General features: G+C 60.8%; 13 protein-coding genes and 1 pseudogene. 3 read left to right on the forward strand and 11 right to left on the reverse strand.

Translation table 11 applies throughout. The annotated features are described in order from the left end of the window. Window positions 1-136 precede the first annotated feature (136 nt). The 7 genes and pseudogenes from QMK55_RS28530 to QMK55_RS01010 all read right to left on the reverse strand — a co-directional run. A pseudogene (locus QMK55_RS28530) lies at window positions 137-223 on the reverse strand (hypothetical protein); the annotation flags it as partial. Window positions 224-556: 333 nt separating this feature from the next. Further along, window positions 557-3,214, reverse strand: a complete 2,658-nt coding sequence (pepN, locus tag QMK55_RS00985) for an aminopeptidase N (RefSeq protein ID WP_320328436.1) — start codon at window positions 3,212-3,214, stop codon at window positions 557-559. Between the two features lie 10 nt (window positions 3,215-3,224). Beyond that, window positions 3,225-4,055, reverse strand: coding sequence for a DUF2797 domain-containing protein (locus tag QMK55_RS00990; RefSeq protein WP_320328437.1), 831 nt, complete (start codon window positions 4,053-4,055; stop codon window positions 3,225-3,227). Then, the gene (locus QMK55_RS00995) at window positions 4,052-4,312 is read right to left on the reverse strand and encodes a YeaC family protein (RefSeq protein WP_320328438.1); all 261 of its coding nucleotides are present in this window, start codon (window positions 4,310-4,312) and stop codon (window positions 4,052-4,054) included. Before QMK55_RS00995 ends, QMK55_RS00990 begins: the two co-directional genes overlap by 4 nt. A 33-nt stretch (window positions 4,313-4,345) precedes the next feature. After that, entirely contained in the window at window positions 4,346-5,215 is an 870-nt protein-coding gene (locus QMK55_RS01000) for a rhomboid family intramembrane serine protease (protein WP_320328439.1), read from the reverse strand. Then, complete coding sequence (locus QMK55_RS01005) at window positions 5,212-6,183, reverse strand: metallophosphoesterase (RefSeq protein WP_320328440.1); 972 nt, start codon at window positions 6,181-6,183, stop codon at window positions 5,212-5,214. Before QMK55_RS01005 ends, QMK55_RS01000 begins: the two co-directional genes overlap by 4 nt. Beyond that, window positions 6,183-7,073, reverse strand: a complete 891-nt coding sequence (locus QMK55_RS01010) for an NAD(+) kinase (RefSeq protein WP_003224174.1) — start codon at window positions 7,071-7,073, stop codon at window positions 6,183-6,185. Before QMK55_RS01010 ends, QMK55_RS01005 begins: the two co-directional genes overlap by 1 nt. 115 nt (window positions 7,074-7,188) lie before the next feature. Here QMK55_RS01010 and QMK55_RS01015 point away from each other — a divergent pair, with 115 nt between their 5' ends. Then, a complete protein-coding gene (locus tag QMK55_RS01015; RefSeq protein ID WP_320328441.1) occupies window positions 7,189-8,139 on the forward strand; it encodes a DUF1853 family protein in 951 nt (316 codons plus the stop codon). A gap of 105 nt (window positions 8,140-8,244) precedes the next feature. Here the strand turns inward: QMK55_RS01015 and QMK55_RS01020 are convergent, their stop codons facing one another. Further along, window positions 8,245-9,528, reverse strand: a complete 1,284-nt coding sequence (locus QMK55_RS01020; protein WP_320328442.1) for an arsenic transporter — start codon at window positions 9,526-9,528, stop codon at window positions 8,245-8,247. A 160-nt stretch (window positions 9,529-9,688) separates the two neighbouring features. Further along, window positions 9,689-10,246: an NADPH-dependent FMN reductase gene (locus tag QMK55_RS01025; protein WP_102357122.1), complete on the reverse strand. Its 558-nt coding sequence runs from the start codon at window positions 10,244-10,246 to the stop codon at window positions 9,689-9,691. Between the two features lie 183 nt (window positions 10,247-10,429). Between QMK55_RS01025 and QMK55_RS01030 the strand changes: the two genes are divergently transcribed. Together QMK55_RS01030 and QMK55_RS01035 are read left to right on the forward strand one after the other, a co-directional pair. Then, window positions 10,430-10,660 (forward strand): hypothetical protein, encoded by a 231-nt coding sequence (locus QMK55_RS01030; RefSeq protein ID WP_102357120.1) that lies wholly within the window; start codon window positions 10,430-10,432, stop codon window positions 10,658-10,660. An 84-nt stretch (window positions 10,661-10,744) separates the two neighbouring features. Then, window positions 10,745-11,638: a LysR substrate-binding domain-containing protein gene (locus tag QMK55_RS01035; RefSeq protein WP_320328443.1), complete on the forward strand. Its 894-nt coding sequence runs from the start codon at window positions 10,745-10,747 to the stop codon at window positions 11,636-11,638. Here QMK55_RS01035 and QMK55_RS01040 read toward each other — a convergent pair. Both QMK55_RS01040 and QMK55_RS01045 read right to left on the reverse strand, forming a co-directional pair. Then, window positions 11,604-12,218, reverse strand: coding sequence for a GNAT family N-acetyltransferase (locus QMK55_RS01040; protein ID WP_102357117.1), 615 nt, complete (start codon window positions 12,216-12,218; stop codon window positions 11,604-11,606). The two genes, QMK55_RS01035 and QMK55_RS01040, sit on opposite strands and share 35 nt — an antisense overlap. A 14-nt stretch (window positions 12,219-12,232) precedes the next feature. Further along, entirely contained in the window at window positions 12,233-14,488 is a 2,256-nt protein-coding gene (locus QMK55_RS01045) for an Orn/Lys/Arg decarboxylase N-terminal domain-containing protein (protein WP_102357116.1), read from the reverse strand. Window positions 14,489-14,491: the final 3 nt, after the last annotated feature.

The raw sequence follows: 14,491 nt of genomic DNA on the forward strand, positions 1-14,491 counted from the left end.
GTGGGGGCAGAATATGTGCTCACCCCAATAAAAACGGTGGGAGCGGGCTTGCTCGCGAATGCGGTGTATCAGTCAACATCTCTGTGTCTGACAAACCGTATTCGCGAGCAAGCCCGCTCCCACATTTCGTTATGCGTTACGCCAGGCTTTTGCTGACCACTTCGTACACGTCGCTCGACAACTGCCCCGAAGCCAGAATCCGCTCCAGTTCGGGGGATAGAATACGTGCTCACCCCAATAACAACTGTGGGAGCGGGCTTGCTCGCGAATGCGGTGTATCAGTCAACATCTCTGTGTCTGACAAACCGTATTCGCGAGCAAGCCCGCTCCCACATTTCGTTATGCGTTACGCCAGGCTTTTGCTCACCACCTCGTACACGTCGCTCGACAACTGCCCCGAAGCCAGAATCCGCTCCAGTTCGGGGGATAGAATACGTGCTCACCCCAATAACAACTGTGGGAGCGGGCTTGCTCGCGAATGCGGTGTATCAGTCAACATCTCTGTGTCTGACAAACCGTATTCGCGAGCAAGCCCGCTCCCACATTTCGTTATGCGTTACGCCAGGCTTTTGCTGACCACTTCGTACACGTCGCTCGACAACTGCCCCGAAGCCAGAATCCGCTCCAGCTCAGCCTTCATCAACGCCTGACGGGCGCTGTCGTATTTACGCCAGCGGGTCAGCGGCGCCAATTGGCGCGAAGCGATCTGCGGATTGAAGCCGTTCAACTCGATCACCAGATCCGCGAGGAAGCGGTAGCCCGAACCATCCGCAGCATGGAAGTTGATCAGGTTCTGCCCGGCAAACGCACCGACCAGCGCACGCACCTTGTTCGGGTTCTTGATGTTGAACGCCTTGTGCTGCATCAACGCCTTCACCCGCGCCAGACCGCCCGGCAAAGTACTGCCGGCCTGCACGCTGAACCACTGATCCATGACCAGCGGGTTGTCCTTGAAGTGCTCGGCAAAGCTCGCCAGCGCCAGCGCTTTCTGCTCGTCGAACGGCGAGTTGACCAGCACCGCCAACGCAGTCAGGCGCTCGGTCATGTTGTCGCTGTTTTCGAATTGCTCAAGAGTAGCGGCCAGTACTTCCGGCTTGCCGCTGAGCATCAGGTACGACAGCGCAATGTTCTGCAGCGCACGACGGGCGAAGTGCTCGGCCTCGGCCACGTACGGGGTTTTCTTCGACAAATCACGATTGGCCTGATAACGCAGCCACAGCGCTTCGAACAGGTTGTCCGCCAGTTGCTTGCGGGCAAATTCGCGAGCGTTATGGATCGCCTCGACATCCGCCACTTCGCTGATTTCGGTCAGGTAGGCTTCGCTTGGCAGCGAGAGCATTTCGGCGACCATGGCCTGATCCAGCGACTCATCGGACAGCACGGTTTTCAGTGCCGAAATCAGACGCGGGTCGAGCACCAGGCTCTCGCCCTTCTGCTGCTGGGCGATCAGCTCTTGCAACACCTGCACCGACAGTTGCTGACCGGCATCCCAGCGATTGAAACCGTCGCTGTCGTGCTGCATCAGGAACATCAACTGGTCGCGGTTGTACGGGAAGCTCAGTTTCACCGGTGCCGAGAAGCCACGCAGCAGCGATGGCAGCGGGTGTTCGGCGATGTCGACGAAGGTGAAGGTCTGCTCGGCTTCGGTCACCGAGATCACGCGGCTGGTGCCTGGCGCCGCCGCTTCACCGGCCAGACGCAGGGCAATCTCGTTACCTTTGCTGTCGAGCAGGCCCAGTTCGACCGGGATCACGAACGGCAGTTTTTCCACTTTGTCCGGGGTTTCCGGGCAGCTCTGGCGGAAGGTCAGGCTGTAGGTTTTCGCCGCCGCGTCGTAGGACTCGCTCACTGCCAGACGCGGTGTGCCGGCCTGGCTGTACCAGCGTTTGAACTGGGTCAGGTCGACACCGTTGGCGTCTTCCATGGCCTTGACGAAATCGTCGCAGGTCACGGCCTGGCCGTCGTGGCGTTCGAAGTACAGGTCACTGCCCTTGCGGAAGCCGTCGGCGCCCAGCAGGGTGTGGATCATGCCAACCACTTCCGAACCCTTTTCGTACACGGTCAGGGTGTAGAAGTTGGAAATCTCGATGAAGCTGTCCGGACGCACGGCGTGGGCCATCGGGCCGGCATCTTCGGCGAACTGGTGGGTACGCAGGTACGCCACGTCCTGAATGCGCTTGACCGTGGCCGAGTTCATGTCCGAGGAGAAACCGGCGTCGCGGAACACGGTGAAGCCTTCCTTGAGCGACAGCTGGAACCAGTCGCGGCAGGTCACACGGTTGCCCGACCAGTTGTGGAAGTATTCGTGGGCGACGATCGCCTCGACCCGCTGGTGCGCAGCGTCGGTGGCAGTTTCGGCGCGGGCCAGCACGGCGCTGGAGTTGAAGATGTTGAGGCCCTTGTTCTCCATCGCCCCCATGTTGAAGTCGTTCACCGCGACGATCATGAAAATATCCAGATCGTACTCGCGACCGTAGACCTCTTCGTCCCAGCGCATCGACTTCTTCAGGCTGTTCATCGCGTGCTGGCACTTGTCGATGTTTTCCGGTTCGACGTAGATGCGCAGCGCGACGTTGCGCTGGGTCATGGTGGTGAAGGTATCTTCGACGCACCACAGGTCACCGGCTACCAGCGCGAACAGGTACGCCGGTTTCATGAACGGATCTTCCCAGGTCGCCCAGTGCCGGCCGTCTTCGCCCGGGCCGGAGGCAATCGGGTTGCCGTTGGACAGCAGCACCGGATAGCTGTGCTGCTCGGCGACCACCGTGGTGGTGAACTTGCTCATCACGTCCGGGCGGTCGAGGTAATAGGTGATCTTGCGGAAGCCTTCAGCCTCGCACTGGGTGCAGAACATCGTGCCGGACTTGTACAGGCCTTCCAGCGCGGTGTTGGTTTCCGGGTGGATCCGGACGCTGGTGTCGACCGTGAAGCTGGCGCTGGCCGGTTGCAGGGTCAGGGTGTTTTCCGTCAGCTGATAGTCGCTGGCATTCAGTTCCTGGTCGGCCAGGGTCACCGACAGCAGCTCCAGCTGTTGCCCATCCAGCACCAGCGGCGGCAGGCCCGGGCCACGCTCAGGGTTGCGGCGCATCACCAGTTGCGCGTGGACCAGGCTGTGGTCCTCGAACAGCTCGAAGGTCAGGTGCGTCTCGTCGATCAGGTACTCGGGCGCCTGATAGTCCTTCAGGTAAATCATCTTCGGTTGTTCGGTGCGCATGCTGGAATCCTTATTGATGCACGGCGAGCTGATAGGCCGTGTATTTACGAATGTTGATCACGCCGGTGTCGAAGATCAGGTACTGGCCCTTGATCCCCAGCAGCGTGCCTTCGGCAATCGGGTTCTTGTCCAGGTTGAAGCTGACGATTTTGGCCGGGTATTGCTCGACCGGATAGCGGATTTCGAGAGGTTCTACATCGGTAATTGTCTGAATTGCCTGTAGGCCGAATCGCTGTTGCAGACCCAACAGGCCTTCGGCGCAGCTGTCGAACAGCTGATCACGCACCTGGGCCAGATCCACCGCCGCCGCGTCGCCCTTGAGCAGCGCGCGCCAGTTGGTCTTGTCTGCCACCTGGCTGCGAAACAGGTCTTCGACGAAGCCCGACTGCTGGCGCGTCGCCACACGCATGATCGGCAATGCCTGGCTCGCGCCCTGATCGAGCCAGCGGGTCGGCAGTTGCGTCGCACGAGTGATACCGACCTTGATCCCCGACGAGTTGGCCAGATACACCACATGATCGGTCATGCAGAATTTCTCGCCCCACGCAGGCTCGCGGCAGGTGCCAGCCTCGAAGTGGCAGCGCTCCGGGCTCATGATGCAGATGTCGCACTGCGCCAGTTTGGTCATGCACGGGTAGCAGTAGCCCTGGCTGAAACTGGTTTTGGTCTTGCGCCCGCAATGGGTGCAATGAATCGCCCCCAGGTATTCCAGACGCACCGTGGTGCCGATCATGGGGTTGACCGGCACCTCGACGTCATCCAGACGAAACGCGTACTGCACGTTTGGCCCGTCCAGGCGTGCCGACATTTTGCTGATTGCACCGCGGCCAATCTCGATCAATGGATAGCGTCCGACTTGAACAGGATGTTCGGCACTTCGATCGACTTCGACGCACATTCTTGCGGGCCCATGTAACCGGTGCGCTGTTCTTCAGGCAGGTTCTGGATTTCCCAGGCGATCATCGCCTGCAGCGACAGCTCACGCTGTTCGGCGGTGAGTTTGCCACCGTCGGACCACTTGCCGATCTCTACCGCCAGTTTCAGGCTCTCGTAGATGTCCGGGGTAATGTTGTTGATCATGTCGTTAAAAGAGGACATCAGGGTCTCCGTGCTCTTTATTCACTGAAAATTTTAGGCGGCCAGTTTACGGCGGTTATACAAACCGCCCAACAAACCGGTGAAGCATCCGATGAGTAACCCGCTGACGTGGGCGGCGTTGGCGATCTGGCCGAAGCCGATCATCGAGACCAGCCCGGACATGCAGATCACCAGCCACACCAACATCATCACCAGCACGCCACGCGGCAGGCGATACGCCGGGTTCGGCGCCAGCAGCTGGAAGATCCAGCAGTGGCCCAATAAACCGTAGAGCACGCCGGACAAGCCGCCGAACAGGCTCGGACCGCTCCAGGCGAACTGCGCATAGTTCGACACCAGGCTGAACAGCAGCGTCAGGCCGAGCAGGTTGATGCTGCCCTGGCGCGACTCGATGCGCCGCCCCAGTTCCCAGTACCACATGCCGTTCATGGCCAGGTGCAGGATGCCGAAGTGCAGCAGCATCGGCGTGAACAACCGCCACCACTGCCCCGCCGCGAGGCTGTCGGCCAGAGGCGTGAAGTGGATGTAATCACCGACCACGCGAAAATCGAGGAAAGTCAGCCAGCGCACGGTCTCAAGGTTGTCGCCCAGGTACGTCAGGCCGCCGACCAGCAGGCTCAGCAGCAGGATGAACCCGGTGGCCTTGGCGTGTTTGAGTTGCTCGGTGAAGCTCGGACGCTTGAACGTCGGGGCCACCGGGATGTCCAGTTGCTGATCGGGATCTCCAGCCGGAAAACGCTCGTACAGCGAACGCACATCCTCACTGATTTCCGACGGTGCCCACAGCACCTGCTCCCCCGCCTCCTCGCTGACCCGATGGGGCACCTGCATGCGTTGCAACAGTTTGACAAAACCGCTCAGGTCTACCGCCAACGGCAGACGCAATACCGCTACCGCACTCATTGCAGCACCTCCGGCCGCTCGACATCGACCCAGACAAATTTATGCGGATCCAGGCGTGTTTCCTGATCCAGACGATAGGCCACCAGTTTGCCGTAGAGCACCGCGCTGTAATCGAGACACGCGAGGTTCGGGCGGATCGGTGCCGGTTTGCCGCTGCGCCAGTAATGGCCGACGAACAGCAAAGGCTCGTCGACGCCGTAGCGCAGCAGGTTGTTTTTTTCGCTGGAGGTCAGCGGCTTTTGCGCCACCGGCTCCGGCAGAGCATCCGGCTGGAAGACGATGTCGCCGTAGGTTTTCGGGTCGTCTTCCCAGAACTTGGTGCGAAAGAACGAACGCACCAGACCGTCGCCGCTGGTCATGGTCAGGCCATCCGGCAGGCGCATGTCGGTGCCACGCAGCAGGCGGTCGAACACGGTGCAGGCGAAGCTGTCCGGGACCGCCGAGGCCTGCAGGAAGTGTTCGTCGATGCAGCCGTCGGGGATCAACGCGCGCAGTGGCTCGATCAGCCCGGCATCCCAGCAGGCATGCACCACGCGGAACCGCCCGGCGTCGACAAACAGCGGCAGCTCGTAGAACCAGCGCTGGAAATCGTGCCAGTCGCCGGAGTGACCTTCGAACTGGGTCAGGGTCTCGTGCAACAGACGCGCATGGCGCGGCGTGTGCTCGCGCACGAACTGCTTGCCGCTGCCCGGAGGGGCCGGCGTGCTCCAGCCCAGTGCGTTGAATTCGTGGTTGCCCATGATGCACAACGCCTGCCCGGCCTCGACCATGTCGTGGACGATGTGCAGCGCCTCGCGGATCCGCGGGCCACGGTCGATGATGTCGCCGACGAACACGGCCATGCGCGATGGATGCCGCCAGACCCCGCCCTGCTTGTGATAACCGAGTCGGTCAAGCAAGTGTTCCAGGGTCAGGGCGCATCCGTGCACGTCACCAATCAAGTCATAACTGCGCGCGGGATCGAGCATCAGTCGCCTCCACCACCCAACTTGCTGCCCCAGCCGAGCTTGGTCCGGCAGACTTCGTAGTAGTTGTGGTCGAGCGGGTGAATCAGTCGCAGCTTCTGTGCTTTCTTGCTGACGGTGATGGTGTCGCCCGGCGCGCAGGTGAAGTGGTTCTGCCCGTCGCAGGAGACTTGCGGGTAAATCTGCATGTTTTTCGACACGACGATTTTCAGCTCACTGTTGCCATCGACCACAATTGGCCGGCTCGACAACATATGGGGGTACATCGGCACAATCACAATGGCATCGAGCTTGGGGTGCATGATCGGCCCGCCGGCGGACAGCGCGTAAGCGGTGGAACCGGTCGGGGTGGCGACGATCAGGCCGTCGGCCTTCTGGCTGCAGACGAACTGACCGTCGATGTACAGCTCGAATTCGATCATCCGCGTCGATTTGCCCGGGTGCAGCACCACGTCGTTCAGCGCATCGCCCTGGCCGATGGCCTCGGCATGCCGGCGAACCTCGGCTTGCAGCAAGAAGCGGTTTTCCACCAGGTAATGGCCATCGAGCACCTTGGCCACTTCGACTTCCAGCTCATCGGGGCGAATGTCGGTCAGAAAGCCGAGGCTGCCACGGTTGATCCCCAGCACCGGAATATTGTGTTTGGCCAATGCGCGAGCAGCGCCGAGCAGGCTGCCGTCGCCGCCGACGACGATGACCATGTCACAGACTTCGCCAAGCATCTTGCGCGACGAGGTCTGCAGGCCGTGGCCCGGCAGGACTTCGGCGATAGTGTCTTCGAGAATCACGTGCAGGTGACGATCGAGCAGAAAGCGTTTCAGTCGGCGGACGGTATCCAGCACCTGGGAACTGCCCAGGCGACCGATGATGCCGATATTACGAAATTGCTCCATGGGACCTCTGCGGACAATCGAAAACGCGAAAAACACGATTATGGGCGAAAGCCCGCCATAGACAAAATCCTTTCAGCCTCAGGGGTGCGCTCGTGTTTCAGGCTATGCTCGCAAGATGATCCTGTTTCCCGACCTGCTCCAGTTGCCACACCAATTACGCCATCCCGAAGTGCGGGATCTGGCGTGGGTGATTCTCGCCCCGCCGATGCTCGCGACGACGCCATGGCCGCAGCGTCATCCGCTGGCCGGCAGCGACTGGGTGAGCGACCCGCAGCGTCTTGAGCACTGGCTGCGGCAGCTGGATCGCGACAGTTATGGCTTGCTGCATTGGCTGTCCCAGGCGCGTACCCGGCGGCTGGGCTTGTATTACGAGCGGTTGTGGCAGTTTGCCGTGGAGCATGCGCCGGGCATCGAACTGATTGCCGCCAATCTGCCGATCCGCCGCGAAGGCCACACCCTCGGCGAGCTGGACATGCTGCTGCGCGATCGCGACGGCGTGCATCACCTGGAACTGGCGATCAAGCTCTACCTCGGCCCGCAGCATGGCGATGGGCATGATACGGCGCAGTGGCTGGGCCCGGGCTGTCACGATCGACTGGACCGTAAACTGGCGCACCTGGCCGAACACCAATTGCCGATTTCGGCGCGTCCGGAAAGCCGCGCGGCCTTGGCCACACTGGATATCGAAGTGTTCAGTGCGCAGTTGTGGCTGGGCGGTTATCTGCTGTATCCGTGGCCCGGCCAGGCCGAACCACCGAAAGGCGCGCATCCGCAGCATTTACGCGGGAGCTGGTTGCATCAGAAGGATTGGCCGGCGTTTGTCGCGCAACGTCCGGCCGGACGCTGGCAACCCCTGCCCCGGCATGCCTGGCTGGCGCCAGCGCATTACTCGGCTGATCAGACCTGGACTTTGGAGCATTTACGAATGTGGCTGGAAGACCTCGAGCCGCTGGCCCCGGCACAACTGATGGTGCGCCTGATCGAGAATGCGCAAGGGGAATGGGAAGAGGCTGAGCGGTTGTTTCTGGTCTCGGATCTTTGGCCAAATGTGCCCGGCCAGGCCTGAAGTTTTTGTGGCGTTTGTACCGGCCCTATCGCGAGCAGGCTCACTCCTGCATTGGAATGCGTTCCCCTGTAGGAGTGAGCCTGCTCGCGATAGGGTCACCTCGGTCTAAAGAGAAAGCCGCAAAGCCAATGCCGCCAACGTCACCAACAGCACCGGTACCGTCAGCACAATCCCGACCCTGAAGTAATACCCCCAGCCAATGTGAATGCCCTTGCGTTCCAGCACATGCAGCCACAACAACGTGGCCAGGCTGCCAATCGGTGTGATCTTCGGCCCCAGGTCACTGCCAATCACGTTGGCATAAATCATCGCTTCCTTGACCACTCCGCTGGCCTGACTGGCATCAATCGACAGCAAGCCAATCAACACCGTCGGCAAATTATTCATGACCGACGACAGCAACGCAGTCAGCACGCCCGTGCCCATTGCCGCGCCCCACACGCCGTGACCTGCGAACACATCCAGCCAACCGGCCAGATACCCGGTCAACCCGGCATTGCGCAGGCCATAGACCACCAGGTACATGCCCAGCGAGAAAATCACGATCTGCCACGGCGCCTCTTTCAGCACCTTGCGCGTGGAAATCTTGTGGCCACGGGCGGCGATGCCCAGCAACAGCGCGGCGCACACGGCGGAAATCGCACTGATCGGAATGCCCAGCGGCTCCAGCGCAAAGCAACCGATCAGCAGAATCACCAGCACCGCCCAACCGGCGTAGAACGTGGCTTTGTCGTGGATCGCGGTTTCGGGATGTTCGAGTTGCTCAGGGTCGTACGCCGATGGAATGTCGCGGCGGAAAAACCACAACAGCATGCCCAGCGTCGCGGCCACGCTAACGAAGTTGACCGGCACCATCACCGCTGCATAGCGGTTGAAACCGATGTGAAAGAAGTCCGCGGAGACGATATTGACCAGGTTCGACACCACCAGCGGCAGGCTCGCGGTGTCGGCAATGAAACCCGCGCCCATGACAAAGGCCAAGGTCGCCGCCGGGGAAAAGCGTAGAGCCAGCAACATCGAAATCACGATCGGCGTAAGGATCAGCGCTGCGCCGTCGTTGGCGAACAACGCCGACACCAGCGCGCCGAGCAGCACCATGAAGGCAAACAGCTTGCGCCCACTGCCCCGCCCCCAACGTGCCACGTGCAACGCGGCCCAATTGAAGAACCCGGCTTCGTCAAGCAGCAAGCTGATGATGATCAGTGCGACGAAAGTGCCGGTGGCGTTCCAGATGATCTGCCAGACCAGCGGGATATCGCTGAGGTGCACAACGCCGAAGATCAGCGCCAGCACGGCGCCAAGCGTCGCACTCCAGCCGACGCCGAGGCCTTTGGGTTGCCAGATGACAAGGGTAATGGTCAGCAGGAAAATCAGTGACGCAGCGAGCATTCGCAACAGCCTTCAAATTTCAAATGAGTGGAGATCCCCATGTGGGAGCGGGCTTGCTCGCGAAGGCGGTGTGTCAGACACAACGTTGTCATCTGACACACCGCCTTCGCGAGCAAGCCCGCTCCCACAGGATCTCTGTTTTACCGCTGCTCTGACCAGATTATTTTTTGTGTTGCTCTACGAACTGCCCATACGCATTGATGAAGTTCTGCAGGAACGGCTTGACCGACTCGCTCAATTTGCCCGCCTCGTCAAACGCCGAACCCGCGCCGCCCAGGTACGCTTCCGGCTGCTGCATGCATGGCACGTTGAGGAACACGAAGGATTGACGCAGGTGCTGGTTGGCACCAAAGCCGCCAATCGCCCCCGGCGACACGCTGATCACCGCCCCCGGTTTGCCACCCCAGACGCTCTTGCCATATGGCCGCGATCCCACGTCAATCGCATTCTTCAATGGCGCCGGCACCGAGCGGTTATATTCAGGGGTGACAAACAGCACCGCGTCGGAAGAGCCTACTTCCTGGCGGAAAGTGCTGTAGGCTGCCGGCGGTGAATCGCCGTCGATGTCTTCGTTATAAAGTGGCAGATCGCCAATTTCGACAATCTTCAGTTTGAGGTTCGCCGGCGCCAGCTCGGCCAGCGCCAGTGCGACCTTGCGGTTGATCGATGCTTTGCGCAGGCTGCCGACGACTACAGCGACGTTGTAGACATTGCTCATGGAAGACTCTCGACTGTCCGTGGGAAGAGCCAGTAGTTATAGATGATTCGATGACGGTTTCACCAGTGAGCGAGGGAAATTCCTCCATGCTGATTATTTTTTTCCTGTAGGAAAACTTACAGGGCTTGATGACGGTCTACCAAGCCGCAAATCAAGCGTTTTATCTCCAGAGGTTCTAAGCAGATGGCAGCAGTACTCGTCGGTCAGTTCCATGCAAGAGATGCGGAAGGCCGCGTTTATTCCGTGCATGAGTTCCAGGAATCCACCCCGTCGGCAGACGGTCTCACTGGCTCGGAGCCCGTTTACAAACTGGCCATCGGCGATCGCATCAGAAAGATCGATGAGCAAACGTTCGAACTGGTTCAGTCAGGCATCACCCTGACGCGCGAACCTGAGCCAACCGTTGCTTCATAACCGCGCGTTATGAGCAGAAGTCATGTGCGCAGACTTGGGGTAGGATTCAGCCACTGACCCACCTGCTGAACATGGACTTCACGCATGCGTTTACGTCATATCGAAGTGATTCAGGCGCTCTTGCAGACCGGTCACCTGGGCACCGCCGCCGAATGGCTGCAGCTCCCGGTGACCGAGGTCGAGGAGCGATTGCGCGAAGCCGAGAGTCAGTTGGGGTTCATGTTGTTCGCCAGCGTACGCGGCCGGCTGCAATCAACGCCTGAGGCGCGAGCGCTGCAAGTCGAGATCGCTCATGTCTATGAGGCGCTCGAACCTGTGCAGCGTCTGGCCAGCAGCCTCAAGCAATACCTCGCCCCGCCCCTGCGCATCATCGGCACGCCGCCGCTGGCGCAACAGCTGTTGCCACAAAGCATCGCGCTGCTGCGTCGGCGTTTGCCGGATGCACCTTGCCGTCTGCTCAACGCTGCCACTGACGACATCGTGCGCAGCCTGCTGCTGCGCGAAAGCGATCTGGGCCTGAGCCTGCACGACCCCGAACACCCCGACATCCATGCTCAGCCACTGGCCCATGGCAAGTTGCAACTGCTCGCCCCCCACGGCTGGCTGCAACCCAAGCAGAAATACATTTCCCTGCAGGACCTGGCCGGCCAGGCGATGGTCGGTCTCGAAGGTCAGGACCCACTGAGTCCGGCACTGGAAAACAAGCTCCAGGCCCTGCGCCCGGCGCCGAGCATCCAGACCCGGGTGCAAACCCATCAGATGATGCGCAGCATGGTCGAGGCCGGCGAAGGGCTGGCCATCGTCGACCCGTTCACCGCCCTCGGCGCGCGGGCGGGTGGCCTGGATGTCTGCCCGTTGTCACCGGCGGTGCCAATCAGCCTGTATGCACTGACCTACCAACACAGCGCCACACCGGCGGCGATTCAGACCCTGCTGACGATCATCACGGAACAAGCCGAGGCGATGCTGGCGAGCTGAGCGGGTTTTCCAGCGGATTATCGAACAGTCGATACCAGAACAACGCGATTTCGGCGGTGTTCGGGTCAATGCCGCGATAACGCAGATGGTCGACGCCACCAATCTCGTAGCCGCAGCGCTCATACAGGCGACAGGCACCGAGGTTGTTGTTCTGGGTTTCGAGCATGATCCCCGGCAGCTTTTTCTTGCGACTCCAGAACTGCGCCACATCCAGCAACGCCTTCGCCACGCCATGCCGGCGCGCCGGCGCATGCACCGCCAGTTCGTCGATGTGTGCGAAACCGTTCCAGTTGGTGCTGATCACCAGATGACCGACCGGCTCATCGTCCAGATAAGCCATGAAAATCGCACTGTCGGCGGCATCGCGGTAGCTGCTGAACTCCTCGGGATCGATGCCATAGCATTTGCGGTACGGCACGATCGGTGTCACCGCCCACTGCGCCACCGGCTCGCCGATCACCGCTGCGCCATACGCAGCCACTTCGAAACTGAAGTCGCTGCCCCATATGTAGGCCGCAAAACCATCGTCGGCCACGCGCACCGACAGCCCTGGGTATTTCGGATTCATGACCGGTTGCATACTCGGAAAAGTCCTCATTCCGTGACGCAATCGACGGTGTACTGCCGCCCATTGCCTTCGTCTTCATGTTGCAGTCCATGCACATCAGCGACAAAACCGGGGAAGCTGCTATCGAACGTGCGGGCAAACTTCAGGTAGTCGATGATCGAGCGGGTTGCCTCGGTAAAGCGCTCCCCCGGCATGATCAACGGAATGCCCGGTGGATACGGCACCAGCATCACCGCCGCGATCCGCCCCTCCAGCTCATCGATCGGCACCGCCTCGACTTCGCCGCGCACCAGATGATCGTAGGCATGGGCCGGTTTCATGGCGATTTCCGGCAGCACCGTGTACATGCGTTTGAGGTGTTTGGCGGTGGCGTTGCTGCGGTAACAGGCGTGCAGTTGATCACACAAGTCACGCAGGCCCATGCCGCGATAGCGCGCGGTGTCTTGCTGTGCGACACAGGGCAGGCAGTTCGCCAGACTGACGTTGGCGTCGTAACTGCGCTTGAACTCGAGCAACTCGGTGAGCAGCGTGCTCCATTTGCCCTTGGTGATGCCCATCGAGAACAGCACCAAAAACGAATACAGCCCGGTCTTCTCCACCACCAGCCCGCGCTCCCAGAGGAACTTGCTGACCACCGCCGCCGGAATGCCCCTCTCGCTCAGCGCGCCACCGGCATTCAAACCGGGCATCACCAGGGTCACTTTGATCGGATCGAGCAGCACATAGTCGTCGCTGACCTCGCCGAAGCCGTGCCAGTCAGCGTCCGGCTGCAACAGCCAGTCTTCGGTCTGCACCCGGTCGATACCCTCGACACCGGGTGGTTGCCAGATCGAGAACCACCAGTCATCCGCAGCGATGTGCTGACGCAGATTGGCCAGCGCACGCCGAAAACTCAGGGCTTCGTCGAAGGTTTCCTGCAACAGCGAACGGCCGGCCGGGCCCTCCATCATCGCCGAGGCCACGTCCAGCGAGGCGATGATGCTGTATTGCGGCGAGGTCGAGATGTGCATCATGAACGCTTCGTTGAACCGGTCACGGTCCAGTTGCCGCGCGCCGCCGTCCTGCACATGAATCATCGAGGCCTGGCTGAACGCAGCGAGCAGCTTGTGGGTGGAATGGGTGGTGAACACCAATGGACTGTCTGCGGTGCGCGAAGTGGCCATGCCATAGCGCCCGGCGAAGAACTCGTGAAACGCCGCATAGGCGTACCACGCCTCATCGAAATGCAGCACTTCGACGCTGTTGCCCAGGCTCTGCTTGATCAGTTCGGCGTTGTAGCACAAGCCGTCGTAGGTCGAATTGGTGACCACCGCCAGTTTGACTTTCGGCGCGCGACCCTTGGTCAGCGGGCTGGCGTCGATCTTGGCCTGGATCGATTCGCGGCTGAATTCGCTCAGCGGAATCGGGCCGATGATCCCCAGCTCATTGCGCTCCGGACACAGATACAGCGGGATCGCACCGGTCATGATGATCGCGTGCAGCACCGACTTGTGGCAGTTGCGATCGACCAGCACCAGATCATCACGGCCGACCATCGAGTGCCAGACGATCTTGTTGGCGGTCGAGGTGCCATTGATCACGAAAAAGGTGTGATCGGCGCCGAAGTTGCGCGCGGCGCGCTCTTCCGCTTCAGCCAGTGGGCCGGTGTGATCGAGCAACGAACCGAGCTCCGGGACCGACACCGACAAATCCGAACGCAGGGTGTTTTCGCCAAAGAACTGGTGAAACGCCTGCCCGACCGGGCTCTTGTGATAAGCCACGCCACCGCCATGCCCGGGGGTGTGCCAGGAATAGTTGGAATCGGCGGTGTGCTGCACCAGCGCCTTGAAAAACGGCGGCAGCAGACCATCCAGATACTTGCGCGCCGCCCGCGCCACCTGCCGTGCGAGAAACGGCACGGTGTCTTCGAACAGGTAGAGAATGCCGCGCAGCTGATTGAGCTCGGCCATGGCGTCGGCCGGGGCGTTTTCCAGGGTGACCTGTTCGCCCAGGGCAAAGATCGGCAGATCCGGCGCCCGCACCCGCGCCAGGCCGATCAGTTCGGCCATATTCTGCAGCAGGTGCGAATGGGTGCTGGCGTCTTCGGCAGCGATCAGCATGCACGCCAGACCATGATGGGTCGACGCCACCAACCGCCCTTCGGTGTAGTCGATGGCCGACACGATATTGAAACCTTCCTGCTCCAACTCCCGGGCGATGCCACGGATACGGTCACCGGCGACCGTGTCGGCCTTGATGTCGCGGTGGACGATCAACACCGGAAACTTCAAATCTTTGTACATGAG

Source organism: Pseudomonas sp. P8_229 (assembly GCF_034008635.1).
In the GTDB taxonomy this organism is placed as follows: Bacteria; Pseudomonadota; Gammaproteobacteria; order Pseudomonadales; family Pseudomonadaceae; genus Aquipseudomonas.

Bases quoted from the DNA above. Each gene is read 5' to 3' on its own strand.
- pepN (WP_320328436.1), bottom strand. From the start codon at position 3,214: ATGCGCACCGAACAACCGAAGATGATTTACCTGAAGGACTATCAGGCG.
- QMK55_RS00995 (WP_320328438.1), bottom strand. From the start codon at position 4,312: ATGTCCTCTTTTAACGACATGATCAACAACATTACCCCGGACATCTAC.
- QMK55_RS01000 (WP_320328439.1), bottom strand. From the start codon at position 5,215: ATGAGTGCGGTAGCGGTATTGCGTCTGCCGTTGGCGGTAGACCTGAGC.
- QMK55_RS01005 (WP_320328440.1), bottom strand. From the start codon at position 6,183: ATGCTCGATCCCGCGCGCAGTTATGACTTGATTGGTGACGTGCACGGA.
- QMK55_RS01010 (WP_003224174.1), bottom strand. From the start codon at position 7,073: ATGGAGCAATTTCGTAATATCGGCATCATCGGTCGCCTGGGCAGTTCC.
- QMK55_RS01015 (WP_320328441.1), top strand. From the start codon at position 7,189: ATGATCCTGTTTCCCGACCTGCTCCAGTTGCCACACCAATTACGCCAT.
- QMK55_RS01020 (WP_320328442.1), bottom strand. From the start codon at position 9,528: ATGCTCGCTGCGTCACTGATTTTCCTGCTGACCATTACCCTTGTCATC.
- QMK55_RS01025 (WP_102357122.1), bottom strand. From the start codon at position 10,246: ATGAGCAATGTCTACAACGTCGCTGTAGTCGTCGGCAGCCTGCGCAAA.
- QMK55_RS01030 (WP_102357120.1), top strand. From the start codon at position 10,430: ATGGCAGCAGTACTCGTCGGTCAGTTCCATGCAAGAGATGCGGAAGGC.
- QMK55_RS01035 (WP_320328443.1), top strand. From the start codon at position 10,745: ATGCGTTTACGTCATATCGAAGTGATTCAGGCGCTCTTGCAGACCGGT.
- QMK55_RS01040 (WP_102357117.1), bottom strand. From the start codon at position 12,218: ATGCAACCGGTCATGAATCCGAAATACCCAGGGCTGTCGGTGCGCGTG.
- QMK55_RS01045 (WP_102357116.1), bottom strand. From the start codon at position 14,488: ATGTACAAAGATTTGAAGTTTCCGGTGTTGATCGTCCACCGCGACATC.